Source organism: Duganella sp. Root1480D1, from assembly GCF_001427305.1.
Classification (GTDB): domain Bacteria; phylum Pseudomonadota; class Gammaproteobacteria; order Burkholderiales; family Burkholderiaceae_D; genus Rugamonas.
The window spans coordinates 44,103-69,647 of sequence record NZ_LMFZ01000007.1 but is presented as its reverse complement, the minus strand read 5'-3'; the positions used below and the strand labels follow the sequence as shown (position 1 = coordinate 69,647).

The window sequence follows — 25,545 nt, the reverse complement described above, 5'->3', positions numbered from 1 at the left end:
AGGGAATCAGCATGGTCCAGGTAAGACGTTGGCTGGAAGGTCCCTGGGTGCCGCCGCACTTGGGCAAGGCGCCTTACCTGTGGTTGCTGTCGCTGAATTTCTTCCTCTGGAAGTACTTCTACATCAGGCCCACGCTGCTGGAATTTGCCCTGCTGGTGCTGTCGGTGGCGGCCTTCGTGCCGATGTACCTGGCCAGCTACCGGCTGCGCAACCGGCAGGCGGTGCCGCTGTTGCTGGCGACGGTCGCCCTGGGCTTCGCCTGGGCGCCATTCAATTTCGGCGCCTGCACCTTTTTCATTTTTGCCTGTTCGATGTGTGCGGCGCTGGAGCAGCCGCGCCACGCCTACCTGGGGATCGGCCTGGTACTCGGTAGTGCGGCGCTGGCGGCCCTGGCGGTGGACTTGACGCTGCCGTTCCTGTTGCCGGCACTGGCGGTCGGCGCACCAGTCGGCATCGCCAGCGTGATGGATGCCCGCGTGCGCCGTTCGAGCCAGCAGCTTCTTCGCAAACAGGAAGAAGTCGAGCACATCGCCCGCATCGCCGAGCGCGAGCGCATTTCGCGCGACCTGCACGACCTGTTGGGGCACACCCTGTCGCTGATTGCCATCAAGGCCGAACTGGCTGGGCGCTTGCTCGAGCGCGATACGGCGGCAACGGCGAAGGAAATCAAGGATATCGAAACCACAGCACGCCATGCCCTGGCCGAAGTGCGCAGCGCCGTTACCGGCTACCGCCAAAGCGGCTTTGCCCAGGAACTGGCGCAGGCGCGTGCCGCGCTCGCGGCAGCCGGCGTGGAGCTCGATGCAAACGTGCAGCCATTCCCCATGCCGGCCACGGTGGAAAACGTGCTTGCGCTGTCCCTGCGCGAGGCCGTCACCAACATCCTGCGCCATGCCAGGGCGACACGCTGCCAGGTCCGGGTTCGCCAGGAGGACGGGCAGATCGTCTGCCACATCAGTGACGATGGCAGTGCGCCCGTCGACCGCGATGCGCTGGCATGCGGCAATGGCTTGCGCGGCATGCGTGAGCGTATTGCGGCAGCAGGGGGACGCCTGACAATGCTGGCGGGCCACGGCGCGTCTGCGGGCGGCCTGGCGCTGGAGTTACATTTGCCGATGGGAGCCGTTGCATGATCCGCGTGTTGATTGCCGAAGACCAGTCGATGGTACTGGGCGCCCTGGCGGCGCTATTGAAACTGGAACCCGACCTGGACGTGGTTGGCCAGGCACGCAACGGCCAGGATGCCTTGGCCCTGTGCCAGGAACTGCACCCGGACATCGTGCTGACCGATATCGAAATGCCGCTGATGACAGGCTTGGAGCTGGCCGCGGTGCTGTCCGAACGTGGCGCCGCGACGCGCGTGGTGATCGTCACGACCTTTGCCCGCTCCGGCTACCTGCGCCGTGCCATGGCGGCCGGCGTGCGGGGCTACCTGCTGAAGGATGCGCCGTCCGAATCGCTGGCAGCCGCCATCCGCAGCGTGCATGCCGGCGGCCGCGCCATTGCGCCCGAGCTGGCGCTGGAAAGCTGGAGCGGCGGTGAAGATCCCTTGAGCGAACGCGAACGCCAGGTGCTGCGCCTGGCCGGCGAAGGCCGCAGCGGCGCGGAGATTGCCAGGCATTTGAGCCTGTCGGAAGGCACGGTGCGCAACTACCTGTCGGAAGCGATCAGCAAGCTCAATGCCGGCAATCGCGTGGAAGCCTTCCGCCTGGCCCGCGAAGCAGGCTGGCTCTGATTGCAGAGGGAACGCTTATTTGCAGGAGCTGCCACCGTTTGCAAGGCCAGCCACCGGCTCACGCTTGCGGGCTGACTCCTCCGGTACATAGCGCTGGCCGGTCCGGCTATCCTGGACTGCACGCTCGACCGTCAGGAAGCAGTATTGTTCTCTGAAGGTAAACGAGGCCCGGTAGACCGCGTCTTTCTTCGGCAGGAACGTGATCATGACCTCGCAGCCGGTACCGACGGATGAACTGAGTGTGAAAGGTTCGCCGGGCTTGATGCGGATTTCGTGCTTCCCAGCCGGTGCAATGCCCCAGTTGCCGGAGGAATCCAGGGTAATGCGTTTGACGGTGCTGGCCTGGCAAGTCTCTCCATCGTCGAAGGTCGCGAAATTGACGATGTGCTGGGTATTGTTGTTTTCCAGGAGCAGCCTGGCGCTTGAGGGATCGGATGGCGCGACGTATGGCGTAGCACAGCCTCCGAGTGCAAGCAGGGCAAGCAACGACAAGCTGGATTTGAGGCGAAAATTCATTGGCAGGCTGGAAGTGATGAAAGGTGGCCGGAATATTATCAAGAAATCTATGCGGGGTGCTGGCTTAATTCAGTCTGCTACCACGCCGATCATCGGGCCCAGGTCGGCCCGATGATCGTTTCGGCCAAGCGCCGGTGAATAGAGTGAAGACACGGAGCCGTCCAGGTACAGCGCATCGCGGCAATTCAAGGTATCGCGCATATACCTGGCGAAGTCGTAGAAATTGATGCGCTCTTCGCTGATCACGAACGTCGCCTTGCCATCCTGGGTGCAGACGCCGTTGCGGATATGGACGGAACGGGAGTTCGGATCGAACGCCGGATTGATCAATCCGTGCGACAGCAGCATTGGGCCCGATTGCGTTGCGATGCGAGCCTTGCCAGCCAGTCCCGGAAAGGCAGACGACTCGACCACCAGCGCGCCGGCTTCGGTGACCAGGAACACGCCGTTCGGGCGCATGAAGAAATTGCCCTTGCCGGATGCCAGGTTAAGCGGCGACAGTTCGACTCCGTTGGCCATGAACAGCCCGACCGGCGAATAGTCCGCGTGGTACATACCGGCGTTCATGGCGAAGGTCAGCCGTTTTCCATGCCTGCCCAACGCGGCTGCGACGTTCTCCAGGCGTTTGTAAGGACGCCCGTGTTCATCATTGAGGAATAGCTGCAGGTGCTCGCGGGCGGGATCAACTGTCACAACGGTAAACCGGGGCTCGGCGGCGCGTATCGATGCGCATGCTGCCAGCAAGGCAAACAGCGGCAGGGCGACGGCGGCCGCGAGAATGCGCATCAGGCGAACAGGGTAGGCAGCTCCGCGGCGCGTTTGCGCAGCAATTGCTTGGCTTCTTCGTATTGCGGATAGATGCGGCCGACGTTGGCCCAGAAGCGAGGGCTATGGTTCATTTCCAGGATGTGCGCCAGCTCGTGCGCCACCACATAATCCACCAGCGGCAGCGAGAAGTGCATCAGCTTCCAGTTCAGGCGGATGGTGCGCTGCGCGGTGCAGGAGCCCCAGCGCGTGTCGGCCGACGACAGCGAGAAGCCGGCATATTGCACGCCCAGGCGCGCCGCATACAGGTCCAGGCGCTGCTGGAACAGGCCTTCCGCCTGGGCCTTGTACCAGTTCTTGACCCGTTCCTTGAGCAATTGCTCGGTGGCGCCTTGCACCAGGCCCATGGACAGTTCCATCGCCACCGGGTCGAATTCGGTGCGGTTGCGCGGCGCCTGGTACAAGCGCAATGTGATTTCTTCGCCAAGGTAGGGCAGGCGGGCGCCGTCGTCCCACACGATAGGAGGCTTTTCCAGGCGCGCGGCGCGGCGCTGGCGGCGTTCATCGAGCTTGGACAGAATCCAGTGCTGCTTGGCGCGGATGGCATTGTCGATGTCGGCCAGCGAGCAGCGCTTGGGCGCCGTCACGTACAGGCCGGTGTCGTCGACCGTGAAGCCGATCGAGCGGCGCGTGGAGCGCTTCAGCACATATTCGAGGATGTATTCGCCGACAAGCAGTTGGCGCTTGTCCAGGTCGCCGGTCAGCGGCGGGGAAATCGGTTCGGGTCGGCGCAACTGCACCGGAGGGCGCAACAGGTTCACTGCCGCGGGAGCGGGAACGGGAAACGGGGAAGAAGGCGCGGCCGCTGGCGGCGGCGCCTCCTGTTGCGCTTCAGCCTTTTCGGCTAGCCAGCGCTGTAGGCGTGGGGCGAAATGACGCGCATTTCTGATTCGATCCACTGTTCCACCTGCTCCATCAATTCGTCGGGGGTCTTGCCTTCCGACGAAATCGGTTTGCCAACCGACACCGTGACGGTGCCTGGTTTCTTGATAAAGGAATTCTTCGGCCAGCATTCGCCGGAGTTCAGCGCGATCGGCACTACTACCGCGCCGGTTTCCACCGCCAGGCGCGTGCCACCGCTCTTGTATTTGCCTTGCTGTCCGACCGGAATGCGAGTCCCTTCCGGGAACATGATAATCCATTGGCCGTCCTTGAGTCGACGCTTGCCATGCGCGACAACAGATTTGAATGCATTCTTGCCTTGTTTGCGGTCGATCGGGATCATGCGCAGCAGCGCGATGCCCCAGCCGAAGAAGGGGATGTACAGGATTTCTTTTTTAAATACAAACACCAGCGGGCGTGGCAGGTTGGCCAGCAAGAAGATGGTCTCCCATGCCGACTGGTGCTTGGACAGGATGATCGCGGGAGCATCCGGGAAGTTCTCGTAGCCCTTGAACTGGTAGTTAATGCCGCAGATCCATTTGGCACACCCGACGATGAAGACATTCCAGCGCGAGGTCACGAAATAGCGTTTGTTGTAGGGTAGCGGCGCTGCCAGCATACAGACTGCGGACCAGATGACGGTGGCAATCGCCATCAGAACCATGAACAGGGCGGAACGCAGGAACAGAACGAAATTACGCAACGACAGTCTCCAGTTTTATTCAGCTTTTAAGAGGTGGTCCACAGTGGCCGCCAGGTCAGGGAAGACTTGCGTGCCGGGCGGCAGGCCACCCGTAGCATGGGTCTTCTCGCCTTTGCCCGTCAATACCAGGAACGGCACGCAGCCGCTGATGAAGCCGGCCTGCAGGTCGCGCAGCGAGTCGCCCACGGTCGGCACGCCTTTCAGGCTGACCTCGAAGCGTTTCGAGATTTCCGTGAACATGCCAGGTTTTGGCTTGCGGCAGTCGCAGTTGTCTGCCGCTGCGTGCGGGCAGAAGAAAATGGCGTCGATATCGGCGCCAACCTGCTGCGCCTGGCGGTGCATCTTCTGGTGGATCGCGTTCAGGGTGTTGATGTCGAAGTACTGGCGGGCGATACCCGACTGGTTCGACGCGATCACCACGCGATAACCCGCCTGGTTCAGGCGGGCGATCGCTTCCAGCGAGCCGGGGATGGGGATCCACTCGTCCGGCGACTTGATGAAGTCGGGCGAGTCGTGGTTGATCACGCCATCCCGGTCCAGGATGATCAGCTTGGTCGGCTGGCTCTGTGGCATATCAGGCCGCCAGCTTGGAAATGTCGGCCACGCGGTTCATCATGCCGTGCAGGGAAGACAGCAGCGCCAAGCGATTGTTGCGCAGGGCGATGTCTTCGGCCATGACCATGACGTCGTTGAAGAAGGCATCGACTTCTTCCTTCAATTGCGCCAGGGTCTTCAGGGTGGCGCTGAAGTCGCCCTTGGCCCATGCTGCATCGACTTCCGGCGCGACACGGCCCATGGCGGCGTGCAGGGCTTTCTCCGCTGCGTCCTGCAGCAGTTCGGCCTTGACGGTGCTTGCCTGTGCCAGCGCTTCTTCGTTCTTCTTCAGGATGTTGGTAATGCGCTTGTTGGCGCCCGCCAGCGAGACCGATTCCGGCAGGGCGGCGAAAGCTTGCACGGCCTCCAGGCGCTGCACGATGTCGTCCAGGCGGTCGGGATTCTGCGCCACCACTGCTTCGATCTCGTTCACGCTGAAGCCGCGCTCGCGCAGCATGCCGCGCAGGCGGTCCAGCATGAAGGCGGTAACTTCGGCGCTTGGGTCCTTGAAGTTCGGCACGGCCACGAACTGTGCGACGGCGTCGCCCAGCAGCGCGGAGATGGACAGCGGCAGGCGCTTTTCCAGCAGCATGCGCAGCACGCCCAGGGCGTGGCGGCGCAGCGCGAACGGGTCCTTGTCGCCGGTCGGCTGCAGGCCGATGGCCCAGATGCCGACCAGAGTTTCCACCTTGTCGGCCAGCGCCACGGCGGTACCGGTGGCGGTGGACGGCAGGTTGTCGCCGGCGAAGCGCGGCTGGTAGTGCTCGGAAGCGGCCAGCGCGACTTCTTCGTGCTCGCCGTCGTGGCGCGCGTAGTAGGTGCCCATGATGCCTTGCAGCTCAGGGAATTCGCCCACCATGTCGGTCAGCAGGTCGGCCTTGGAAAGGCGTGCGGCGCGTTCGGCCAGCGCTTTGTCGCCGCCCAGGCGGCCGGCAATGGCCGCAGCCAGAGAGGTCACGCGCTCCGAGCGTTCGGCTTGGGTGCCCAGCTTGTTGTGGTAGACGACGTTCTTCAGCAGCGGCAGGCGCGACTCCAGCGATTTCTTCTTGTCCTGTTCGAAGAAGAACTTGGCGTCGGACAGGCGCGGGCGCACCACGCGCTCGTTGCCGCCGATGATGGCTGCCGGGGTGTCGGTCGCGATGTTCGACACGATCAGGAAGCGCGAGCGCAGCTTGCCGTTGGCGTCGGTCAGGGCGAAGTATTTCTGGTTGGTCTGCATGGTGAGGATCAGGCATTCCTGCGGCACGGCCAGGAATTCTTCCTCGAAGTGGCACTCGTACACGACTGGCCATTCGACCAACGATGTCACTTCATCGAGCAGCGCTTCCGGCATTAGTACTTGGTCAGTACCGGCTTTGCCCATGAGACGCTCGCGGATTGCTTCCTTTCGAACTTCAAAGTTCGGGGCAACCATTCCTTCCTCAGCGAGGATCTCAGCATAACGATTCGCGTGTTGAATACATACCGTGCGCTTCCCCGGAGCCGTAAGGAAGCGGTGGCCTTCGGTCTTGTTCGATGCGCTAAGACCTAGAAGAGTCAGAGGCAAGACCGTAGCGCCATGCAATGCGATCAAACTGTGTGCAGGGCGAACAAATTGCACTGTTTCGCCGTTCTGGCGTTGGTAACTCATGACTTTGGGGATCGGCAGATTGTTGGCAGCAACGAGCAACGCTCCTTGTGCAGCCGTTGCCAGTTGCCCACCACTTACAGTGCGCTTGTAGTAGAGCGTTTTTGCTTTTCCATCATCGCGCTGCTCAAACTCGGCAACTTTTTCGTCTGGAATACCGAGGGCTGCAAGTTTTTTAAGTAATGCAGCAGTTGGCTTACCCTCGCTATCTAGACCGATAGCAGCCGGCATGAGTTTGATCTCTTCATCTTTAGGTGGAGAGACGTCTAGAACGTCGCTGATAGTAACAGCGAGGCGACGAGGCGTTGCATACCATTGGAATTTGCCATTTGGACCAACAAAGTCCAATTTGCTTAATGTTGAGAAAATGCTATGACCAAAGCTCTCTCCCAGCTTGGACAGGGCTTTCGGCGGCAGTTCTTCGGTCAGCAGTTCGATGAGCAGGGTCTGATTCATGTTCGGTATTCTTTTATTTGGCGACCATCGGGAAGCCGAGGCGTTCGCGGGACTCGTAATAGGCCTGGGCGACCATGCGCGACAGGGTGCGCACGCGGCCGATGTAGGCGGCGCGCTCAGTCACGGAGATGGCGCCGCGGGCATCCAGCATATTGAAGCTGTGCGATGCTTTCATGATTTGCTCGTAGGCAGGCAGCACCAGTTGCAGCTCGATCAGGCGCTTGGCTTCGGATTCGTGGTTGGCGAACTGAGAGAACAGCAGGTCGGTGTTGGCGTGCTCGAAGTTGTAGGTGGATTGCTCCACTTCGTTCTGGTGGAAGACGTCGCCGTACTTCAGCTGCTTCGTCACGCCGTTCTCTTCCCATTCGGTCCAGACCAGGTCGTAGACGTTTTCCACGCCCTGCAGGTACATGGCCAGGCGCTCGACGCCGTAAGTGATCTCGCCCAGCACAGGCTTGCAATCGAGGCCGCCAACTTGCTGGAAGTAGGTGAACTGGGTCACTTCCATGCCGTTCAGCCAGACTTCCCAGCCCAGGCCCCAGGCGCCCAGGGTCGGGCTTTCCCAGTCGTCTTCCACGAAGCGCACGTCGTTCTGCTTCAGGTCCAGGCCCAGCGCTTGCAGCGAACCGAGGTACAGGTCCAGGATGTTTTCCGGCGCCGGCTTCAAGACTACCTGGTACTGGTAGTAGTGCTGCAGGCGGTTCGGATTTTCGCCGTAGCGGCCATCTTTCGGCCGGCGCGATGGCTGGACATAGGCGGCACGCCAAGGCTCAGGGCCGATGGCGCGCAGGAAAGTGCCGGTGTGGAAGGTGCCCGCGCCGACTTCCATGTCGTATGGCTGGAGCAATGCGCAGCCCTGCTTGTCCCAATAGGTTTGCAGGGTCAGGATAATTTGTTGAAATGTCAGCATCGTGGTCGTTGGTGGCGCCTGGGCGCGAGCGTTATCGGTTCGCTAAAACGGCTCATTTTAGCGGTTTTTGTGGCGAACCTGTAGAGTTTTGCCCGATCCGCGGGGCGTTTGATCCATATCAAAGCCTCAGTGCGCGGCGAGAACTGCCGTCCCGCCGGGCCGTCAAATCGGCATGGACACGCCAAATGCCGATTACGACTCCGTCTGGAAGCAGGCGATTGAGCTCTACTGGCCTGATTTCACAGAATTTTTCCTGCTCGAACAGTGGGGAGGTCGTCCCGCGCCCGAAAGCAGGGACCAGGAACTCGCCAAGTGTTCCCGCGATGGTCAGATGGGTCTGTTCAGGGTCGATAAGCTGCTCGGCGCGCCCGGCATTGATGGCCGGCCTTGCCTGTGGCATATCGAAATCCAGGCTGCCCGCCAGCGCGGGTTCGCGGAACGCATGTTTGTTTGCCAATACCGCTTATACGACCATTTTCAATTGCCGATGCGCAGCATCGCCATCCTCGGCGACCGCAGTCCCACCTGGCGGCCGAGCCGATTTGAACTCGCCGCTGGGGACACGCGCATGACATTCGACTTTGAGACCATCAAGCTACGGGACTTTGAAGGCAGTCTGGTAGCGCTTCTGCTCAGTGAGAACGTTTTTGCATGGCTGGTGGTGGCACATCTGTTCACCCAGCGCACCCGCAGGGAACCTTTAAGGCGCGCGATTGTCAAAGAAAAACTCCTGACGGGGCTGCGTACATGCGGTTGGGCGCGCAAGAAGTTCAGAGACGTGTCCGACCTGATTGACAGGATGATGGCACTGCCGCTACCTCTGCAGGCCGAGTTGGAAGCACAGCAGGAAATTTTCGATGGGAGGCGAGAAATGGCTTGGAAATATCTATGGCAAGAGCGAGCCGAACAGCGTGGGGTGGAGCGTGGCGAAGCAAAGGGCGAGGCTATTGGCGAAGCGCGAGGTGAAGCGCGAGGTGAAGCGCGTGGTGAAGCGCGTGGTCGACTGGAGTCGATGCGAAGCATGATCTGCGCTCAACTCGAGCTGCGTTTTGGGCAACTCGACGCGAGCGCGCGTCAAAAAGTGATGAGCGCTTCGCCGGATGAGTTGCAGCGTTGGTGCCAGGCGGTGTTGACCGCCAGGACCATTGACGAGGTGTTTTAGCCCCTGCGGCCGCGCGACCACAGCCAAGCGGCGGCGATGGACAGGGCGGCCAGAGCGAGGAACAGCTTGTTCTGCAGCTTGATGTACGGCGTGTCGCCCGACATGCCTTGCACCGTTGCGCTCAGCACACCCGGTTGACGGTAAGGCAGCGCATGCACAAGCTCGCCGCGCGGGGAGATCACAACCGTGGCGCCGCTGTTGGTGGCGCTCAGCATCGGGCGGCCCGTCTCGAGCGAACGCATTTGCGACATTTGCAAATGCTGCGGGATGGCGATCGACTCGCCGTACCAGGCCAGTTCGGACACGTTCAGCATGACGGTGGCGCCGGTCAGCGAAATCTGTTCCGCGATCTCTTCGCCGAACACATTTTCGTAGCAGATATTCGGCAGCACCTTCTGGTCTTTCACTGGGAACGGCGCCTGGATCACCGCGCCGCGCGTCTGGTCGCCAAGCGGAATCTGCATCAGGTTGGTAAACCAGCGGAAGCCGGTCGGAATGAATTCGCCAAACGGGACCAGGTGGTGCTTGTCGTAGCGATAGGTGCTGGCAGCCAGCGTCGGTGCCAGCCCAAGTACGCTGTTTGAATATTCCACGCCGTTGGTCATCGGCATGCCCAGCACAAGGTGGCTTCCAGTCCGGCGCGCGAACTGGCCGTAGGAATCGAGATAGCCGGGCGGCAATTGCGAAGCGAACAGCGGTACACCCGTTTCGGGAATGGCAATCAGGTCCGCCGGGGCGGAGGTTACCACTTGCTGGTACATGCGCAAGATATCGCCGAGATGTTTGACATCGAACTTGTTCTCGAGCGGGACATTGCCTTGCACCAGCCGCACCGACAGCGGCTGGCCGGAAGGCACGGTCCAATCAATGCGTCCTAGCGCAAAGCCGCCAATCCAGATGGCAGCCACCAGCGCGATCGCCTTGTAGCGGAACGGATGCATCAGCAGCGGCAGCGCGCCGGCAGTCATGGCCGCCAGCCAGCTGATGCCGTACACACCCAGCACCGGCGCATAGCCGGCCAGCGGCGAGGTGTTGTGCGCATAGCCCGCAGTCACCCACGGGAAGCCGGTGAACAGCCAGCCGCGCAGGAATTCGAACAAGGCCCAGAAGGCCGGCAGCACCAGCAGCGTGGCGGCAGGCAGCGGCAGCGGCCAGCGCTTGCGCAACCAGGCCGTAGCGGCCATGGCGCCCGAAGCATACAGCGCCATCGCCGCGGCCAGCAGGGCGATCGAGATGGCGGCCAGCGGCGCCGGCATGCCGCCGAAATTGTGGATCGCAATGTACAGCCAGTGGAAACCGGCCAGGCACCAGCCAAAGCCGAAAGCCCAGCCCACCAGCGCGGCGGCGCGCACGCCATCGGCACGCAAGGCCTGGTACACCAGCACCGCCAGCGACAGGATCTGCAGCGGCCACCAGCCGAACGGCGCGAACGCAAACACGCCAATCGCGCCGCAGATGGCGGCGATCAGCATGCGGCTACGGGTAGAACGGGGCGGGGCAGGCGGCTCGCCTGCCTTGGTCTTGCGCCAGCGCATCAGTCCTGCTCGTCCACGGAAGCCGGCAGTTTTTCAACCGTCAGCACATGGACCTGGCGCGCGTCGGCGCGCAGCACTTCAAAGCGCAGGTTGGCGATGTCGAAGGTATCGCCCTTGTGCGGCATGCGGCCCAGGTGCTTGGCCACCAGGCCGCCGATGGTGTCGACATCCTCGTCGGCCAGGCCGGTATCCAGTTCGTCGTTGAACTGTTCCAGCTCGGTCAGCGCCTTGACGCGCCAGCGCGGGCCGATCTTGCCTTCCTTGATGGAGAGGATATTGTCTTCCTCTTCGTCGAAGTCATATTCGTCCTCGATATCGCCGACGATCTGCTCCAGCACGTCCTCGATGGTGATCAGGCCGGCCACGCCGGAGTACTCATCGACCACGATGGCCATGTGGTTATGGTTGGCACGGAAATCGCGCAGCAGCACGTTCAGGCGTTTCGACTCCGGGATGAAAATCGCCGGGCGCAGCATGTCGCGCACATCGAACGATTCTTCCGCGTAGTAGCGCAGCAAGTCCTTGGCCAGCAGGATGCCGACCACCTTGTCGCGTTCACCTTCGATGGCAGGGAAGCGCGAGTGGGCCGTTTCCAGCACCAGCGGGATCCATTCCTCGATCGGTTTGGTGATGTCGATGACGTCCATCTGCGAGCGCGGGATCATGATGTCGCGCGCGGACAGGTCCGACACCTGGAACACGCCTTCGATCATCGACAAGGCATCGGCGTCGATCAGGTTGCGTTCATGGGCGTCGTGCAGGACTTCAAGCAGCTCCGAGCGGCTCTCGGGCTCAGGGGAAATCAGGGCGGTGAGTCGCTCGAACAGCGACCGGTGTGGTTTAGCGTCATTCCTGACGCTACTAGAGTGCTCTTGCATAATTGGCATTAAAGCCGTTGTTCCGAAGTGCTATAGCATACACTAAACGGCCGAGTACCGGCCGAAATTATCAGATTGGAAACTCATGCAGATCAGTGCAGTCACCTATGGATCCGACCAATGCGGCCTCGTTTGTGGTTACCTGTTCGGGCGCGGCCCGCAACCGGTGCCGATCGAGGCCTCCGAGGCCGAACAATGGCTGCGCGACCCTGCCAATCCGCCCGGTGAATTCCTCTGGCTGCATTTCAATCTTGCCAACACTGCCAGCGAGAAATGGATGCGCGAACATGCCGTGCTGGCCAATGAATACTACGACAGCCTGCACGAAGAGGGCGCGCGCTCGACCCGCATCGAGCAGGCCGACGATACCCTGGTGGCGGTGGTCAACGATGTGCTGCGTGATTTCAGTTTCGAACCATCGGATATTTCCAGCGTCTGCCTGAGCGTCGACCGGCGGCTGGTGGTCAGCGCCAGGCGCAAGCCGCTGCAGGCCGTCGAGAGGCTGCGGCAGGCGGTGCGCGGCGGCGAGAACCTGGTGTCGAGCGTGGTGCTGCTGACCCACCTGCTGCGCGACCAGGCCGACGTGCTGACCCGCATCGTGCGCGACGCTACCGGCAAGGTGGACCGGATCGAAGACAATCTCCTGTCGGGCAAGCTGAAATTCAAGCGCGCCGACCTGGGCGCCCTGCGGCGGGTGCTGGTGCGTTTGCAACGCTTGCTGGCGCCGGAACCGGCGGCCTTGTTCCGCCTGCTGCAGCGTCCTCCATCATGGGCCAACGAAGCCGATCGCCAGGAACTGCGCGAATCGACCGAGGAGTTTGCCGTGGTGCTGAACGATATGGCAGCGCTGCAGGAGCGTATCAAGTTGCTGCAGGAGGAGATTGCGGCCCTGGTCAACGAAGCCAATAACCGCAGCCTCTATGTGTTGACCATCGTGACGGTGCTGGCGCTGCCGATCAACATCATCGCCGGTCTTTTGGGCATGAATGTCGGCGGCGTGCCGCTGGCCGACGACAAGGCCGGCTTCTGGATCATCGCAGGCATCGTGGTCCTGTTTACCGTGGTGGCGGGCGCCTGGCTGTTCCGCCAGCGAAACGATTAGCTGGCGTTTGCGCGTTCCGCCAGCCACTGCGTGAAAGCTTCCACGCGCGGCGAGGCGCGCCGGCGGCCGACGGCATACGAGTAGCTGCCGGTCTCCACGCTGGCCGGAGCAATGCGCAGCAGCGCACCGCTGGCGAGTATTGCCGCGACAAAAGCTTCCGGCACCACCAGCATGCCCAGTCCCTGGATGGCAGCCTGGATCGCCAGCACCGTATTGTCGAATTCAATGGTCGGCGCCAGTGCTCCAGCCTTCATGCCGTGTGCCTGGCACCAGCCCGGCCACAGATCGGGCCGCGAGCGCATGCCGATGCGCGCCGCCCTGGCCAGCCAGCGCATGTTGGCCGTTGGGTGCGGCCTCAGGGCCGAAGCGAAGGCCTGGCTCGACACCAGGATGCTGCGTTCCCGCATGAAGCAATGCGACGGCAAGCCGCGCAACTCGGCCTCTTCGCGCCGCAGGAAGACGTCGACCGGCGCGGCAGGATTGATGTCGCCATCGGCGGTGCGCACATCGACCGTGATGTGCGGATAGCGCTGGCGGAAGTCCGGCAATTGCGGAATCAGCCAGTGCATGGCCAGCGTCACGCTGGTATCGACCAGAATGGAATGCCGGCGCGCCGGCCTGCCGCCGGGTTCGAGGACCTGGATGAGGTGCGCCATCTTGCCGGCCGCGTTTTCGTGCAGTTGCTTGCCGGCGGCGGTCAGCGTCGCCGCATTGCTGCTGGCGCGCTCGAACAGCACTTGCTTGAGGTGTTCTTCCAGCGCTTGCACCTGACGGCTGATGGCGCCCGGCGTCAAGTGCAATGCTTGTGCCGCCTGGCGAAATCCTCCTTCGCGAACGACGACACAAAAAATATGCAGCGCATGAAGTGGCGGGCGGACGGGCATGGAAATCCGGCGTGGTAGTGTTGAGGAAAACTCAACGCATCATACCAAAATCTCGTTTGATCGCCAGGCCGGTGCTGGCGCACACTGCCCGCATGCAGAATACTTACTGGATTTTCTTCGTCATGGTGGCCGTCACGGTCGCCAGCCCCGGGCCTGGCGTGCTGATGACGCTTGATAATGCGATTGCCTGCGGCTGGCGTGCAGCTATGCATGGCGTGCTTGGCCTGGCAGCCGGCGCTGCGGTGATGGCCGGCCTGTCGGCTGCCGGCATCGGCTTGTTGATCCGCTCATCGCCGAACCTGTTCCTGGTGCTGAAATATTGCGGCGTGGCTTATCTGTTTTACCTGGCCTGCAAAACCTGGCGCCGGATGCCGCCGCCTCCTGGCGTCACTGTCGCGGCAGGCCGCTTGCCGCGTGGCGGCGGGTGGCGCGGCCGCCTGTTGCGCGGCGCATTGCTTCAGACCAGCAATCCGAAAGCGCTGCTGTTCTTCCTGTCGGTCCTGCCGCAGTTTGCCGGCGCAGCGGTCTCGGCGCGGCAGCAGATGCCGCTGGCATTGGCCATCGCCACCTACTGCCTGGTACTGATTGCGATTCATGCCTTGTATGCGGGGCTGGCGGCACGGGCCAGGACTTGGCTCTGCCAACCGCGCAGCGCGCGTATGTTGTCGCGCCTGAGCGCACTGGTGTTTTGCGCGTTCGGGCTGGCGATGCTGTCGCTGAAGGTTCAGTACGGGTCGGCATAGCCGAGACCGGTGACAATCTCGGTCTCGATGCCTTCCATCTCGGCCGCTTCCTCATCGTCCTCGTGGTCGTAGCCCTGGGCGTGCAGCACGCCGTGCACGATCAGGTGGGCGGTGTGTTCTTCCACGGTTTTCTTCTGCTCGGCCGCTTCGCGCTGCAGCACGTCGGTGCACAGGATGATGTCGGCGCGGGTCGGTTCGTCTTCCGCCACTTCCTCGCCCTCGTTGTAGGCGAAGGTCAGCACATTAGTGGCGTAGTCCTTGCCGCGATAATCGCGATTCAGTTCCTGGCCTTCTTCCGCATCGACGAAACGGATGGTCAGTTCCGCCGGAGCGAACAGGGCGGCCTTGACCCATTTGCGGATCATCGGGCGGGTGATTTCCTGCTGCAGGCGCGGGTCGGCATATTGGACGGACAGGGTCAGCTTATTTTTTTCGGACATTGCGCACGGCTTTCACAGCGGGTTTGACGGTCTGCAGCAGGGGGGCGATTTCGGCACTGGCTTCCTGCGAGCTTTCGTAGGCGTCGACAATGCGCGCCACCAGCGGATGGCGCACCACGTCGGCGCTGGAGAACTGGCTGAAGGCGATGCCGCGCACATTGCGCAGCACATGCATGGCGTCGATCAGGCCGGACTTCTGGTGCTTGGCCAGGTCGATCTGGGTTACGTCGCCCGTCACTACGGCCTTGCTGCCAAATCCGATACGCGTCAGGAACATCTTCATCTGTTCGACCGTCGTGTTCTGCGCCTCATCCAGGATCACGAAGGCGTGGTTCAGCGTGCGGCCGCGCATATAGGCCAGCGGTGCGATCTCGATCACCTGTTTCTCGAACATCTTCTGCGTGCGGTCGAAGCCCAGCAGGTCGTACAGCGCGTCGTACAGCGGGCGCAGGTAAGGGTCGACCTTTTGCGCCAGGTCGCCAGGCAGGAAGCCCAGGCGCTCGCCCGCCTCCACCGCAGGGCGGGTCAGGATGATGCGCTTGACGGCGTCGCGCTCCAGCGCATCGACAGCGCAAGCCACGGCCAGGTAGGTCTTGCCGGTACCGGCCGGGCCAATGCCGAAGCTGATGTCGTGATCGAGGATATTGCGCAGGTAGCGGATCTGGTGCGGGGTGCGGCCGCGCAGGTCGTTGCGGCGCGTTTTCAGCACCGGGCTGGTGATGTCCGGCTCGTGGAAGGGCGGCTCTTCGCCGGCAGGGGCGAAATCGTCCTGCGCCTCGCTGGCGCGCTGCTCCACCAATGCCAGCTGCACTTCTTCCACCGGCACCACCTTGTCGGCGACATCATAGAAGTGTTCCAGGATGGCGACGGCGCGTTCGGCATTGGTGCCGCTGACGATGAACTTCTCGCCGCGGCGGAAAATAGTCACGTCCAGCGCTGCCGAAATCTGGCGCAGGTTTTCATCGAGCGGGCCGCACAAATGGGCCAGGCGCGTGTTGTCCAGTGGTTCTGGAACGAAGTAGTGCGGTTGCACCGGGGTTTTTGTTTTCAAAGTATCGCTTCTCCGCGCAGGGAGTAATCCAGGCTTTCAGTGATGCGCACGCTGACCATCCGGCCAATCAGTGTCTGCGCATTGGCGCCGCCGTCGAAGTGGACGGTGCGGGTATTGCTGGCGCGGCCCTGCATTTCATTGCCGCCGCGCTTGGACGGGCCTTCCACCAGCACCTGCATGGTCATGCCGACCATGGCGGCGCTGTGGCGCTTGGTGTTCTCGTCGAACAGGGCTTGCAGGCGCTGCAGGCGGGCCGATTTCACTTCGGCCGCGGTATCGTCGGCCAGGTTGGCGGCCGGCGTGCCGGGACGTTTGCTGAAGATGAAGCTGAAGCTGTTGTCGAAATCGACATCCTGCACCAGCTTGAACATGGCTTCGAAATCCTCGTCGGTTTCACCAGGGAAGCCGACGATGAAGTCGGAGGAAATCACCACGTTCGGGCGCACCGCGCGCACCTTACGGATGATGGACTTGTATTCCAGGGCAGTGTAGCCGCGCTTCATGGCGCCCAGGATCTTGTCCGAGCCATGCTGGGCCGGCAGGTAGAGCTGGTCGGCCAGTTTCGGGATCTTCGCATAGCAGTCGATCAGGCGCTGCGTGAATTCTTTCGGATGGCTGGTGACGAAGCGGATGCGTTCAATGCCGGGGATTTCGGCCACGTATTCGATCAGCATAGCGAAATCGGCGACGCTGCCGTCGGCAGTCTCGCCGCGGAAGGCATTCACGTTCTGGCCAAGCAGCATGACTTCCTTCACGCCTTGTGCTGCCAGCCCGGCCACTTCGGTCAGCACGTCTTCAAAGCGGCGCGACACTTCTTCGCCGCGGGTGTAGGGCACCACGCAGTAGGAGCAGTACTTGGAGCAGCCTTCCATGATCGAGACGTAGGCGAAAGCGCCCTCCACGCGTGCCGGCGGCAGGTGGTCGAACTTCTCGATTTCGGGGAAGCTGATGTCGATCTGCGGCTTGCCGGTGTGGCGGCGCAGTTCGATCATCTTCGGCAGGCGGTGCAGTGTCTGCGGGCCGAAAACCACGTCCACCAGCGGCGCGCGCTTGACGATGGCTTCGCCCTCCTGCGAGGCGACGCAGCCGCCCACGCCGATCACCAGTTCAGGCTTGGCTTGCTTGAGCTTCTTGAAGGTTCCCAGGTCCGAAAACACCTTTTCCTGCGCCTTCTCGCGCACCGAGCAAGTGTTGAGGAGGATAACGTCGGCGTCTTCCGGGGATTCGGTGCGTACCAGTCCCTCGGACGCGCCGAGCAGGTCTGCCATCTTGTCCGAGTCGTACTCGTTCATCTGGCAGCCGAAGGTTTTGATGAATACTTTTTTCTGCATATCCGCAAGTTTACCGTAAATCGCCAACTGGCCCTTGAAAACAGGCCCCGCGGGCTCTAGAGTTAAAAGAGCAATCTTCTGCGGGAGCTATGTCATGGCTATCAATGGAATAGGATCGACCACCCCGATTTTCCAGCAGGCCCAGCAGGTCGATGCCGCCGCCACCGAACGCCGCCTGGCCGAACAGCGCCAGTTGCAGCAGGAAGAGCAGCGCATCCGCGAGCAGCAGGCCGCGCGTACCGAGCAAATCAGCACCCGACGCGAAGAAACCCGCGTCCAACAGCAAGCCCAGTCGGCCGAGCAGCAAGACTTCCTCACCCGGCAAGACCTGCTGGCCCAGAATGCCCAGGCCAACCGCCAGACCCCAGGCACCCCGGCACCGGGCAGCATTATTTCCGTTACAGCTTGAAATATCCGCGCAACACAATTTCCGTGTGGTTCTTTCGTGCGACACAGGAATAATGACTGTGTTGAAATGGCATTGTTGTCAAGATTTTCGGTAAATCATCGCAAAGTCTTGATGTTGAACAAGGTTCGCTTCGCAGAGCAGCATGAAAATTTAGCAAGACTGCAAGGCCCTTTCCTCAACACTCCACTGTCAAGAGAGGATCATCATGGCACACCACGCTCTCGCTTCGCAGGAAAGCTACAACCCGAACCACCTGCTGGACATCCTGCTCGGCAAAATGCAATTGAAGAACGACGCTGCGCTGTCGCGCATGCTGGAAGTTGCACCGCCTGTAATCAGTAAAATCCGTCACCACCGCTTGCCAGTCGGCGCTTCCCTGCTGATCCGCATGCACGAAGTGACTGGCATGAGTATCCGCGAACTGCGTGACTTGATGGGCGACCGCCGCACCAAGTACCGCCTGTCGGATGCACAAGGCCGCCCGAAGCCAGAGGACAAGCCAGTCGGCGCCTCGACCCAGGGCGGCATGCCGCAAGCCAGCGCGCACTGAGCGTGCCGGCAGCACGCCGGCAACTCAGGCCATCAGCACCATCGCAATTTCTTCATATTGCAGTTCCGTTTCGCGGAACAGGTGCAGGAAAGTGTCTTGACCCAGGTTGAGCGCTTTCCAGGCAATCGGGGAAACGGGCGGCACCAGGCCGTCCGGTTTCTGCACCAGGTCCAGCGCATGCACCACCGCGTCGGCCACGTGCACGATCGCCGCCAGGAAGCCGGCACCCGGTGTTCCTGGTTCATGGTGGCCGGCAATTGCCAGCCGCATGGTGTCTGAGAAATTCCAATGCTCCGCCAACGCCAGGCCGGCTTCGACGTGATCGATGCCGAGCACGGCGCGTTCCGCGTCCAGCATGTAGCAGTCGTTCTCCTTCTGGTAGGCGATCACCTCGGCATACAGGTCCGGGAAGGTCGACACCAGCACCAGGCGGCCGATATCGTGCAGCAGGCCTGCCGTGAAAGCGTAATCCTGGTTGAAGCGCACGTGGCGCGCCAGCACTTTGGCGCATGCAGCCGTGGCAATCGAATGGCGCCAGAACAAGTTGTGGTCGAAGCCCGGGCAAAGCTTGTCGGCGAAGCAGCCGGTGACGGCGGCCGCCGTAATCAGGTTGCGCGTGCTCTGGAAGCCGAGGAAGGTGATCGCCTGCTGGATCGTGGTGACCTTGACCTGCAGCCCGAACAGCGACGAATTGGCAAGGCGCAGCGTCTTGGCGGTCAGTGCCTGGTCGTGCGAGACCTTTTTGGCCAGTACCGCGATGTCGATGTCCTCCTGGTCCACGCTGTTCAGCAATTCCATCACCACCGCCGGCAGCGAGGGCAGGTCGTCCAGGTTCTTCACCACATCGTCATAACTGAGCTGTTCGCTCATGCAGCCTCCTTGCCGACACGAAATTCAGTGACCAGCGCGCGCAGCGCATTGGCCGCCCAGTCTTCGGCATCAGTCGGATCGTGGCGGCGGAACAGCACGCCGATGCGCGCCAGGTGGGCTTCGCGTTCGGCGGCAGTCTGGGCCGGGTCAGGCGGCGTGTCGCACACCACCGCCAGTGACTCGATGCCGTGGTCCTGCAAGCGCTCCAGCATGCGTTCAGTGAGCACGGCGCCTGCCGGCAGCAAGACCTGGCCATGCGTGTCCAACAGTTCGTCTGAAAGCACCATGCCAGGCTCAACTTTAGCCAGAGGCAGGTGGCGGTATGTGCCCGTCATTTTGATCTCCATTGTATGCAAGGCAAATCTTACCTCAGTGACGGAAAGCCATCATCCTTAAAATCTTGCCAAGCAACACTCCATCCCTTACATTGGTGGGAATTCGGGGGAGGGAGTGAATGTTTGGTATCCAAGGCCGGCTGACCGCGCTGTTCGTGGTGATCGTCACCGTTGTGCTGGGCATTTCCGGTACTTACGCGCAGTACAGCCTTGGCCATGAACTGGAAGTGGCTAACCAGCGCCTGCGCGAAGGGGTGCTGACCCGTTTGCAAACCAGCTTGCCGTCAGCCCTCTGGGACCTCGACAAGGCCAAGGTCGACAATATCGTGGCGGCCGAGATGCTGCCGCCGGAACTGGTGGCGATCCGTGTCTATGACACTTCGGTCGGCCTGTTCTCCGGCAAGCGCCGCAAGGACGATGGCAGCATCGTTCCCATCGAATCCGAAACAACCGTGCAGGGCGCGCCGGTGGTGGCCGACCTGGCTTACCGCGACGCCGGCGCCGCCGGCAGTGCCTTGAAGCCGGTGATCGTGGGCCGCGTGGTGGTCAATTTCAGCCGGGCCCAGATCGATGCCACGCTGGCCGCCGAAGTGCGGCGCAAGGTGGTGGAAGTGCTGACACTGGACCTGATCCTGGTGGTGGCGCTGGCGCTGTCGCTGCGCATCGTGTTCGATCCATTGAAAAAGCTGCGCGACGGCTTGTTCGAACTGGCCACGCGCGGCTCCGACGAAGTGGAGGAGCTGCCGGAAAAGCGCAGCGACGAGCTGGGCGACGTGATCCGCGGCTTCAATGCCATCCAGCGCAAGGTTAAGTCGATCATCAAGCGCACCCGCGAGGCGGAAGACCTGGCGCGCCGCTCGGCGCAGGAAACGGCGCAGGCGCTGGACGACCTGCAACGCACCCAGGAATCGCTGCTGCAGGCCGAGCGCCTGGCATCGCTTGGCTCGCTGGTGGCCGGCGTGGCGCATGAAATCAATACCCCGGTAGGCATTGCCCTGACCAGTGCCTCGGTGCTGATGGATGCCACGACGGCCGTCGACGAGTCGATGAAGGCCGGCCAGGTGAAGAAGTCGGAAATCCAGAAATACATCGAAACGGCCGGCGAAAGTGCGCGCCTGATCATGAACAACGCCTACCGCGCAGCGCACCTGATCCACAGCTTCAAGCAGATCGCGGTCGACCAGGTCAGCGAAGCGCGCCGCCGCTTCGAGTTGAAGGAATACATTGGCGAGGTGGTGTCCAGCCTGCAGCCAAAACTGAAGAAGACGCGCATCGTGGTGGCGATCAACTGCCCCGACGACATCATGCTGGACAGCTACCCGGGCGCCCTGGCCCAGGTCATCACCAACCTCACACTGAATTGCGTGGAGCACGCCTTCGAGCCCGATGGCGCGGGCAATATCGATATCAATGTCATCCCCGACGGCGACATCATCGAGATGCAGGTGGTCGACAACGGCAAGGGCATCGCGCCGGATATGCTGGACAAGGTGTTCGACCCCTTCGTCACCACCCGGCGCGGCCAGGGCGGCACCGGCCTTGGCCTGAACATTGTCTTCAACCTGATCGTCAAGCAATTCGGCGGCACGATTTCCGTCGCAAGCATCCAGGGCAAAGGCGCCAGCTTCGTGTTGCGCATTCCGCGCGTGACGCCGGGCGACGAGAGCGAGGACAAGCATCCGGATGCGCCGTTGCATGCACCGACCGTGAGCTGAGCGCCGCCCCTGCTGTATCTGCCGCATACTGCGGCCATGCAGGGAGAAATGTTATGGATAAGCAGCGCCTGATCGCCTTGCTGCGCGGCATAAATGTCGGACGCGCAAAACGCGTTGCGATGGCCGACCTGCGCAAGGTGCTGAGCGATATGGGATACGGCGATGTGCGCACACTGCTCAACAGTGGCAATGTCGTGTTCGATTGCAACGCCACCGATGCGGCTGACAGTGCGGTGCGCATCGAGGAAGCGCTGGTGCTGAAGCTCGGCGTTCCCGCCAAAGTCACGGTGATTGAAGCCGCCCAGTTGGCCGAGATCGTCAGGGAAAACAGCTTGCAGAACGTGGCCAGTGACCATTCGCGCCTGGTGGTGGCCGTGCTCAACAAACCCGATGAAGACCGCGGCAAGCTGGAGCCACTGGCGCGGCAGAGCTGGCAGCCGGAAGCGTTCGCACTCGGCAGCCACGCCGCCTATATCTGGTGCCCGGACGGCGTGCTGGCCAGCCGCGCTGCCGCCGCCATGGGCAAGGCGCTGGGCGATGCGGTCACTTCCCGCAACTGGAGCACGATCAGCAAATTGCACGCAATGGCAAATAATTAGTTGTCGGCTGTTACGTTCAGCGTCTAAAATCGTTTATCCATGTTTTTGTCAGATGCACAATGAGGATTAACGATTCGATAAGAGGCGCCATGATACTTGGCGCCGTGGTCCTGGCCCTGGTAATCGGCGGCTTCGCTGTGGCCGACAATGGCTGGCAAAAGGTCAGTTGCGTTGGCCGCGCCATTGTCGGGGGTGTTGCACTGAGCAATATCCACAGCGTTTGCGGTTTATGACTGGCGGGCGCGCCGTTCGGTCACCGATTCATATCCCACTCCCCAGCTATCGGTCTCCACTTCGTCGATGATGACGAAGGTGGTGGCCGGATCCTTGTCCAGCACCTCCTGCAGCATTCTGGTGGTACGGGCAATCAATTCCTTCTTCTGTTCCCTGGTCGGGCCGCCTTGTTCGCGGGTGACTTTGATATTCACATAGGGCATGTCGTTCTCCTTGCTTACCAGTTGCCGGCTGCGGCGCCGTCGTCGACGGTCAGCACATGGCCGGAGATGAAGGTGGAATCGGTCAGGTAGAGCACCGCGTCGGCGATGTCGCCGGCCGTGCCCATCTTGTGGGTCGGCACCAGGCCTTTCAGGAATTCCTGGGTGCCGGCATCCGGGCTATGCAGCGGGGTGCTGATGATGCCGGGCGCCACAGCATTCACCTTGATGTTCTTGTTGGCTACTTCCAGCGCCAGGGCGCGGGTTGCCATATTCAGGCCGCCCTTGATCAGCACCGGCAGCAGGGCGCTTGCCTTGGCTGGCGTCACACCCAGGCTGGCGGTGATGTTGACGATATGGCCGCCGCCGTTGGCTTCCATATGGCGCACCGCTTCCTGCGTGGGGAACAGAAAGCCCTTCAGGTTGGTCGCCACCAGGGCGTCGGTTTCGGCTTCGGTGTAATCGACAGCCGGCTTGGCGATGAAGACGCCGGCGTTATTCACCAGGATGTCGACCTTGCCAAAGCGGGCAGCGGCTTTTTCGAACAATTCCCTGGCAGTTTGCGGCGCGGCGATATCGCCGGCGACAGGCAGGAAGTTGGCCGGGTTGCCCAGTTGCGCTGCGGCCGTTTGCAGGCGGTCCATGGTGCGCGCATTGCCGACCACGTTGTAGCCGCGCGCCAGGTAGGCCTTGGCGATGGCGAATCCGAGGCCGCTGGAGGCGCCGGTGATGATTGCTGTCTTAGTCATTTGGAACTCCTTGGTTGGGTGACGGTGAGTCCACTATACTTATGACGTTTTGGTTGATAAATATGGCTTCCAGAAATTGACTTGATACATGGAGTAATAAATGCAGCGCCATTTCGATGATATGCAATTGGGCAGCATCGAGCTGTTCGTGCTGGCCGGGGAGCACGGGAGTTTTACTGCGGCGGCGGCCATGGCGGGCGTGACGCCGGCGGCAGTAAGCCGTTCGATCTCACGGCTGGAGGAGCGCCTCGGCGTGCGGCTGTTCGTGCGCACTACGCGCCAGATCCGCCTGACCGATGGCGGTAAGGTGTACTTCGAGCAGTGCCGGCAAGCGCTGTCGCAGTTGGTGGAAGCAGAACGCGAAGTAACGGGGCAGCAGGCCGCGCCGTCGGGCAGGCTGCGCATCAGCGTGCCGACACCGTATGCGCATTACCGCTTGCTGGCGCGCGTGGCGGCGTTCCGCCAGCAGTTCCCCGAAGTGCAGGTCGAAGTCCACGTCAGCAACCGCAACATCGATTTTGCGGAGGAGGGCTATGACCTGGCCGTGCGCGGCCGCGCGCCGCAGGATTCAACCCTGATCGCGCGCAAGCTGGAAGATGCGGCATTGGTGCTGGTGGCGGCGCCGTCCTACCTGAAGCGGCGCGGCGAGCCCAAAACGCTGGAGGAACTTGCGGGGCATGACTGCATCCAGTTCGTTCTGCCAAGTACCGGGCGCCTGATTCCCTGGCAGTTCATGCGCGATGGCATTGAAATCGAGTTGGCGGGCAGCGATGCCATCGTGTGCGCGGAAGACTTCCTTGGCATGGGCGCGCTGGCCGTGCACGGCGGCGGCATTGCCCAGACCTATCGCTTTGCCGTGGAGCGCGAACTGGCCAGCGGGGCGCTGGTCGAATTGCTGCCGCAGCATGCCGGCAGTTCGCGTCCCTTCTACCTGATTTACCCGCACGCGCGCCACCTGTCGCTGCGGGTGCGCAGCTTCGTCGAGTTCCTGCTGCGCTAGCCTTCCTGCTGGCGCTGGCGGAAGGCTGCCACCTTATTGCGGTTGCCGCACAGCGCCATGCTGCACCAGCGGCGGCGGTGCGATTTGGTGCGGTCAAGGAACCATAGCGTGCAGGCGTGGTCTTCGCATTTGCGCACCAGCTTGAAGTCGGCCGTAGCCAGCAACTGTGCCGCCGCTTCCGCCAGTGGCGCCAAAAGCTGCTGCGGCGTGCGGGCGGCGTAGCGGGCCTGCAGCGACAGCCCATCCCCACTTTCTTCCATCAGTACCAGGTGGCGCTCGGCGTGTGCCATTGCCGCGTTCAGTGCTGCCGCGTCGACCCGCTGGCCAGCCTTGCGCGCCGCTACGGCCGCGCGGACCGTCTCGCGCAGTGCGCGTGCAGCCATCAGCAATTCGCCTGGCTTGCCAGGCGCCGTGCCTTCCGCTGCGAACTGCCCGGCCGCCGCCAGCCACTCCATGACGCTGGCGTCGTCATGCCAGGTTTCTTCGCCTTGCACGACGGTATTCATCAAATCCAGCGCCGGATGATCGCCATAGAACTCAATCATTTTTCTGTCCTCCCGACTTTATTGTAACCATCAAAATAATGCTTGACAAGTTACGCGGCGAGAGTAATCTGGTAACCATCAAAACTAACTTTAAGGGGTTAATTATGAATCGCACCATCCAGGCAGACGGCGTCAACATCTTCTACCGCGAGGCAGGCGCACCGGACGCTCCGGCCATCCTCCTGATGCACGGTTTCCCCACCAGTTCCCACATGTTCCGCAACCTGATCCCGCTGCTGGCGACCAAATACCGCGTGATCGCTCCCGACCTGCCGGGGTTCGGCTTCACCGAGGTGCCGCCTGAACGCAAATACCAATACACCTTCGACAACCTGGCCAGCACCATGGAGGCCTTCCTGCAAGCCATCGAGCTGGATAAGTTTGCGCTGTACGTGTTCGATTACGGCGCCCCGGTCGGCTTGCGCCTGGCTGCCGCCAAACCGGAACGCATTACGGCCCTGGTTTCCCAGAACGGCAACGCTTACCTGGAAGGCTTGAGCGATGGCTGGGGGCCAATGCGCAAACACTGGGCCGACCCGAACGAAGAAAACACCAACGTCATGCGCGGCTTCCTGACGCCGGATGCCACCAAATGGCAGTACACCCATGGTGTTGCCGATCCCGCCAGCGTGGCGCCCGAATCCTACACGCTGGACTCGGCCCTGATGGCGCGTCCCGGCAATGTCGATATCCAGCTCGAGCTGTTCTACGACTACCGCAAAAATCTCGAACTGTACCCGGTATTCCAGGAATTCTTCCGCAAAGCGCAGGTGCCAACGCTGGCGATCTGGGGCAAGAACGACCCGTTCTTCACTCCGCCGGGCGCCGAGGCCTATCGCCGCGATAACCCGAACGCGATCGTGCAATTGCTCGATACCGGGCATTTTGCGCTCGAAACCCACGTCGAGGTGATCGGCAAAGCCATCCACGCCCTGTTAGACTAGACGCTTTCGAGGATAGCCTGA

30 protein-coding genes are annotated in these 25,545 nt (G+C 61.9%); 12 read left to right on the top strand and 18 right to left on the bottom strand.

Annotated elements, in window-relative coordinates:
• Window positions 1-11 precede the first annotated feature (11 nt).
• On the top strand, window positions 12-1,133 hold the full coding sequence (locus ASD58_RS09135; RefSeq protein WP_057260806.1) for a sensor histidine kinase: 1,122 nt from the start codon (window positions 12-14) through the stop codon (window positions 1,131-1,133).
• Complete coding sequence (locus tag ASD58_RS09130; protein ID WP_057260805.1) at window positions 1,130-1,735, top strand: response regulator transcription factor; 606 nt, start codon at window positions 1,130-1,132, stop codon at window positions 1,733-1,735. Before ASD58_RS09135 ends, ASD58_RS09130 begins: the two co-directional genes overlap by 4 nt.
• Window positions 1,736-1,750: 15 nt before the next feature.
• Here the strand turns inward: ASD58_RS09130 and ASD58_RS09125 are convergent, their stop codons facing one another.
• The 7 genes from ASD58_RS09125 to glyQ all read right to left on the bottom strand — a co-directional run bounded on the left by ASD58_RS09125 (window position 1,751) and on the right by glyQ (window position 8,248).
• Window positions 1,751-2,251: a hypothetical protein gene (locus tag ASD58_RS09125; RefSeq protein ID WP_057260804.1), complete on the bottom strand. Its 501-nt coding sequence runs from the start codon at window positions 2,249-2,251 to the stop codon at window positions 1,751-1,753.
• A gap of 69 nt (window positions 2,252-2,320) precedes the next feature.
• Window positions 2,321-3,037, bottom strand: a complete 717-nt coding sequence (locus ASD58_RS09120; RefSeq protein WP_057260803.1) for a phosphodiester glycosidase family protein — start codon at window positions 3,035-3,037, stop codon at window positions 2,321-2,323.
• Window positions 3,037-3,975: a M48 family metallopeptidase gene (locus ASD58_RS09115; RefSeq protein ID WP_156401210.1), complete on the bottom strand. Its 939-nt coding sequence runs from the start codon at window positions 3,973-3,975 to the stop codon at window positions 3,037-3,039. The genes ASD58_RS09120 and ASD58_RS09115 overlap by 1 nt, the downstream gene beginning before the upstream one ends.
• Window positions 3,921-4,661: a 1-acyl-sn-glycerol-3-phosphate acyltransferase gene (locus ASD58_RS09110; RefSeq protein ID WP_057260802.1), complete on the bottom strand. Its 741-nt coding sequence runs from the start codon at window positions 4,659-4,661 to the stop codon at window positions 3,921-3,923. Before ASD58_RS09110 ends, ASD58_RS09115 begins: the two co-directional genes overlap by 55 nt.
• Window positions 4,662-4,676: 15 nt before the next feature.
• Complete coding sequence (gmhB, locus tag ASD58_RS09105; RefSeq protein WP_057260801.1) at window positions 4,677-5,234, bottom strand: D-glycero-beta-D-manno-heptose 1,7-bisphosphate 7-phosphatase; 558 nt, start codon at window positions 5,232-5,234, stop codon at window positions 4,677-4,679.
• A gap of 1 nt (window position 5,235) precedes the next feature.
• Window positions 5,236-7,338 (bottom strand): glycine--tRNA ligase subunit beta, encoded by a 2,103-nt coding sequence (gene glyS / locus ASD58_RS09100; RefSeq protein ID WP_057260800.1) that lies wholly within the window; start codon window positions 7,336-7,338, stop codon window positions 5,236-5,238.
• Between the two features lie 13 nt (window positions 7,339-7,351).
• A complete protein-coding gene (gene glyQ, locus ASD58_RS09095; protein WP_057260799.1) occupies window positions 7,352-8,248 on the bottom strand; it encodes a glycine--tRNA ligase subunit alpha in 897 nt (298 codons plus the stop codon).
• Between the two features lie 172 nt (window positions 8,249-8,420).
• Here glyQ and ASD58_RS09090 point away from each other — a divergent pair, with 172 nt between their 5' ends.
• A complete protein-coding gene (locus ASD58_RS09090; RefSeq protein WP_057260798.1) occupies window positions 8,421-9,410 on the top strand; it encodes a hypothetical protein in 990 nt (329 codons plus the stop codon).
• On the opposite strand, the gene lnt is transcribed toward ASD58_RS09090, so the two are convergent.
• Together lnt and ASD58_RS09080 are read right to left on the bottom strand one after the other, a co-directional pair.
• Entirely contained in the window at window positions 9,407-10,945 is a 1,539-nt protein-coding gene (gene lnt, locus ASD58_RS09085; protein ID WP_057260797.1) for an apolipoprotein N-acyltransferase, read from the bottom strand. The two genes, ASD58_RS09090 and lnt, sit on opposite strands and share 4 nt — an antisense overlap.
• Window positions 10,945-11,823 (bottom strand): HlyC/CorC family transporter, encoded by an 879-nt coding sequence (locus tag ASD58_RS09080; protein ID WP_057260796.1) that lies wholly within the window; start codon window positions 11,821-11,823, stop codon window positions 10,945-10,947. Before ASD58_RS09080 ends, lnt begins: the two co-directional genes overlap by 1 nt.
• Window positions 11,824-11,908: 85 nt before the next feature.
• On the opposite strand from ASD58_RS09080, the gene ASD58_RS09075 reads away from it, so the two are divergent.
• Window positions 11,909-12,925, top strand: a complete 1,017-nt coding sequence (locus tag ASD58_RS09075; RefSeq protein WP_057260795.1) for a transporter — start codon at window positions 11,909-11,911, stop codon at window positions 12,923-12,925.
• Here the strand turns inward: ASD58_RS09075 and ASD58_RS09070 are convergent.
• Entirely contained in the window at window positions 12,922-13,809 is an 888-nt protein-coding gene (locus tag ASD58_RS09070) for a LysR family transcriptional regulator (protein ID WP_082565317.1), read from the bottom strand. The genes ASD58_RS09075 and ASD58_RS09070 overlap by 4 nt on opposite strands.
• A 56-nt stretch (window positions 13,810-13,865) precedes the next feature.
• Between ASD58_RS09070 and ASD58_RS09065 the strand changes: the two genes are divergently transcribed.
• The gene (locus ASD58_RS09065) at window positions 13,866-14,552 is read left to right on the top strand and encodes a LysE family translocator (RefSeq protein WP_057260793.1); all 687 of its coding nucleotides are present in this window, start codon (window positions 13,866-13,868) and stop codon (window positions 14,550-14,552) included.
• Here ASD58_RS09065 and ybeY read toward each other — a convergent pair.
• From ybeY to miaB, 3 genes are read right to left on the bottom strand one after another with little or no spacing between them, the layout of a single operon-like run.
• Window positions 14,534-14,992, bottom strand: a complete 459-nt coding sequence (gene ybeY, locus ASD58_RS09060; RefSeq protein WP_057260792.1) for an rRNA maturation RNase YbeY — start codon at window positions 14,990-14,992, stop codon at window positions 14,534-14,536. The genes ASD58_RS09065 and ybeY overlap by 19 nt on opposite strands.
• Window positions 14,976-16,043: a PhoH family protein gene (locus ASD58_RS09055; RefSeq protein ID WP_057260791.1), complete on the bottom strand. Its 1,068-nt coding sequence runs from the start codon at window positions 16,041-16,043 to the stop codon at window positions 14,976-14,978. Before ASD58_RS09055 ends, ybeY begins: the two co-directional genes overlap by 17 nt.
• Window positions 16,040-17,374 (bottom strand): tRNA (N6-isopentenyl adenosine(37)-C2)-methylthiotransferase MiaB, encoded by a 1,335-nt coding sequence (gene miaB / locus ASD58_RS09050; protein WP_057260790.1) that lies wholly within the window; start codon window positions 17,372-17,374, stop codon window positions 16,040-16,042. The genes ASD58_RS09055 and miaB overlap by 4 nt, the downstream gene beginning before the upstream one ends.
• Before the next feature lie 94 nt (window positions 17,375-17,468).
• On the opposite strand from miaB, the gene ASD58_RS09045 reads away from it, so the two are divergent.
• A complete protein-coding gene (locus ASD58_RS09045) occupies window positions 17,469-17,783 on the top strand; it encodes a hypothetical protein (protein ID WP_057260789.1) in 315 nt (104 codons plus the stop codon).
• A 205-nt stretch (window positions 17,784-17,988) separates the two neighbouring features.
• Window positions 17,989-18,333, top strand: a complete 345-nt coding sequence (locus ASD58_RS09040; protein WP_055929479.1) for a hypothetical protein — start codon at window positions 17,989-17,991, stop codon at window positions 18,331-18,333.
• Window positions 18,334-18,357: 24 nt separating this feature from the next.
• On the opposite strand, the gene ASD58_RS09035 is transcribed toward ASD58_RS09040, so the two are convergent.
• Window positions 18,358-19,203 (bottom strand): HDOD domain-containing protein, encoded by an 846-nt coding sequence (locus ASD58_RS09035; protein ID WP_057260788.1) that lies wholly within the window; start codon window positions 19,201-19,203, stop codon window positions 18,358-18,360.
• Window positions 19,200-19,538 (bottom strand): hypothetical protein, encoded by a 339-nt coding sequence (locus tag ASD58_RS09030; RefSeq protein WP_057261030.1) that lies wholly within the window; start codon window positions 19,536-19,538, stop codon window positions 19,200-19,202. Before ASD58_RS09030 ends, ASD58_RS09035 begins: the two co-directional genes overlap by 4 nt.
• Window positions 19,539-19,657: 119 nt before the next feature.
• Here ASD58_RS09030 and ASD58_RS09025 point away from each other — a divergent pair, with 119 nt between their 5' ends.
• The 3 genes from ASD58_RS09025 to ASD58_RS31625 all read left to right on the top strand — a co-directional run bounded on the left by ASD58_RS09025 (window position 19,658) and on the right by ASD58_RS31625 (window position 22,085).
• Window positions 19,658-21,253, top strand: a complete 1,596-nt coding sequence (locus ASD58_RS09025) for a sensor histidine kinase (protein WP_057260787.1) — start codon at window positions 19,658-19,660, stop codon at window positions 21,251-21,253.
• Window positions 21,254-21,306: 53 nt separating this feature from the next.
• A complete protein-coding gene (locus ASD58_RS09020) occupies window positions 21,307-21,852 on the top strand; it encodes a DUF1697 domain-containing protein (RefSeq protein WP_057260786.1) in 546 nt (181 codons plus the stop codon).
• 89 nt (window positions 21,853-21,941) lie between these two features.
• A complete protein-coding gene (locus tag ASD58_RS31625) occupies window positions 21,942-22,085 on the top strand; it encodes a hypothetical protein (RefSeq protein WP_162253001.1) in 144 nt (47 codons plus the stop codon).
• Here the strand turns inward: ASD58_RS31625 and ASD58_RS09015 are convergent.
• Window positions 22,080-22,289: a 4-oxalocrotonate tautomerase family protein gene (locus ASD58_RS09015; RefSeq protein WP_057260785.1), complete on the bottom strand. Its 210-nt coding sequence runs from the start codon at window positions 22,287-22,289 to the stop codon at window positions 22,080-22,082. The genes ASD58_RS31625 and ASD58_RS09015 overlap by 6 nt on opposite strands.
• 14 nt (window positions 22,290-22,303) lie before the next feature.
• Window positions 22,304-23,035 (bottom strand): SDR family NAD(P)-dependent oxidoreductase, encoded by a 732-nt coding sequence (locus ASD58_RS09010; protein ID WP_057260784.1) that lies wholly within the window; start codon window positions 23,033-23,035, stop codon window positions 22,304-22,306.
• 100 nt (window positions 23,036-23,135) lie between these two features.
• Here ASD58_RS09010 and ASD58_RS09005 point away from each other — a divergent pair, with 100 nt between their 5' ends.
• A complete protein-coding gene (locus tag ASD58_RS09005) occupies window positions 23,136-24,035 on the top strand; it encodes a LysR family transcriptional regulator (RefSeq protein ID WP_057260783.1) in 900 nt (299 codons plus the stop codon).
• Here ASD58_RS09005 and ASD58_RS09000 read toward each other — a convergent pair.
• A complete protein-coding gene (locus tag ASD58_RS09000; RefSeq protein ID WP_057260782.1) occupies window positions 24,032-24,580 on the bottom strand; it encodes a CGNR zinc finger domain-containing protein in 549 nt (182 codons plus the stop codon). The genes ASD58_RS09005 and ASD58_RS09000 overlap by 4 nt on opposite strands.
• 104 nt (window positions 24,581-24,684) lie before the next feature.
• Here ASD58_RS09000 and ASD58_RS08995 point away from each other — a divergent pair, with 104 nt between their 5' ends.
• The gene (locus tag ASD58_RS08995) at window positions 24,685-25,524 is read left to right on the top strand and encodes an alpha/beta fold hydrolase (RefSeq protein WP_082565316.1); all 840 of its coding nucleotides are present in this window, start codon (window positions 24,685-24,687) and stop codon (window positions 25,522-25,524) included.
• Window positions 25,525-25,545: the final 21 nt, after the last annotated feature.

Coding starts and splice junctions, on each gene's coding strand:
- ASD58_RS09135 (WP_057260806.1), top strand. CDS start 12: ATGGTCCAGGTAAGACGTTGGCTGGAAGGTCCCTGGGTGCCGCCGCAC.
- ASD58_RS09130 (WP_057260805.1), top strand. CDS start 1,130: ATGATCCGCGTGTTGATTGCCGAAGACCAGTCGATGGTACTGGGCGCC.
- ASD58_RS09125 (WP_057260804.1), bottom strand. CDS start 2,251: ATGAATTTTCGCCTCAAATCCAGCTTGTCGTTGCTTGCCCTGCTTGCA.
- ASD58_RS09120 (WP_057260803.1), bottom strand. CDS start 3,037: ATGCGCATTCTCGCGGCCGCCGTCGCCCTGCCGCTGTTTGCCTTGCTG.
- gmhB (WP_057260801.1), bottom strand. CDS start 5,234: ATGCCACAGAGCCAGCCGACCAAGCTGATCATCCTGGACCGGGATGGC.
- glyS (WP_057260800.1), bottom strand. CDS start 7,338: ATGAATCAGACCCTGCTCATCGAACTGCTGACCGAAGAACTGCCGCCG.
- glyQ (WP_057260799.1), bottom strand. CDS start 8,248: ATGCTGACATTTCAACAAATTATCCTGACCCTGCAAACCTATTGGGAC.
- ASD58_RS09090 (WP_057260798.1), top strand. CDS start 8,421: ATGGACACGCCAAATGCCGATTACGACTCCGTCTGGAAGCAGGCGATT.
- lnt (WP_057260797.1), bottom strand. CDS start 10,945: ATGCGCTGGCGCAAGACCAAGGCAGGCGAGCCGCCTGCCCCGCCCCGT.
- ASD58_RS09080 (WP_057260796.1), bottom strand. CDS start 11,823: ATGCAAGAGCACTCTAGTAGCGTCAGGAATGACGCTAAACCACACCGG.
- ASD58_RS09075 (WP_057260795.1), top strand. CDS start 11,909: ATGCAGATCAGTGCAGTCACCTATGGATCCGACCAATGCGGCCTCGTT.
- ASD58_RS09070 (WP_082565317.1), bottom strand. CDS start 13,809: ATGCCCGTCCGCCCGCCACTTCATGCGCTGCATATTTTTTGTGTCGTC.
- ybeY (WP_057260792.1), bottom strand. CDS start 14,992: ATGTCCGAAAAAAATAAGCTGACCCTGTCCGTCCAATATGCCGACCCG.
- miaB (WP_057260790.1), bottom strand. CDS start 17,374: ATGCAGAAAAAAGTATTCATCAAAACCTTCGGCTGCCAGATGAACGAG.
- ASD58_RS09045 (WP_057260789.1), top strand. CDS start 17,469: ATGGCTATCAATGGAATAGGATCGACCACCCCGATTTTCCAGCAGGCC.
- ASD58_RS09040 (WP_055929479.1), top strand. CDS start 17,989: ATGGCACACCACGCTCTCGCTTCGCAGGAAAGCTACAACCCGAACCAC.
- ASD58_RS09035 (WP_057260788.1), bottom strand. CDS start 19,203: ATGAGCGAACAGCTCAGTTATGACGATGTGGTGAAGAACCTGGACGAC.
- ASD58_RS09030 (WP_057261030.1), bottom strand. CDS start 19,538: ATGACGGGCACATACCGCCACCTGCCTCTGGCTAAAGTTGAGCCTGGC.
- ASD58_RS09025 (WP_057260787.1), top strand. CDS start 19,658: ATGTTTGGTATCCAAGGCCGGCTGACCGCGCTGTTCGTGGTGATCGTC.
- ASD58_RS09020 (WP_057260786.1), top strand. CDS start 21,307: ATGGATAAGCAGCGCCTGATCGCCTTGCTGCGCGGCATAAATGTCGGA.
- ASD58_RS31625 (WP_162253001.1), top strand. CDS start 21,942: ATGATACTTGGCGCCGTGGTCCTGGCCCTGGTAATCGGCGGCTTCGCT.
- ASD58_RS09015 (WP_057260785.1), bottom strand. CDS start 22,289: ATGCCCTATGTGAATATCAAAGTCACCCGCGAACAAGGCGGCCCGACC.
- ASD58_RS09010 (WP_057260784.1), bottom strand. CDS start 23,035: ATGACTAAGACAGCAATCATCACCGGCGCCTCCAGCGGCCTCGGATTC.
- ASD58_RS09005 (WP_057260783.1), top strand. CDS start 23,136: ATGCAGCGCCATTTCGATGATATGCAATTGGGCAGCATCGAGCTGTTC.
- ASD58_RS09000 (WP_057260782.1), bottom strand. CDS start 24,580: ATGATTGAGTTCTATGGCGATCATCCGGCGCTGGATTTGATGAATACC.
- ASD58_RS08995 (WP_082565316.1), top strand. CDS start 24,685: ATGAATCGCACCATCCAGGCAGACGGCGTCAACATCTTCTACCGCGAG.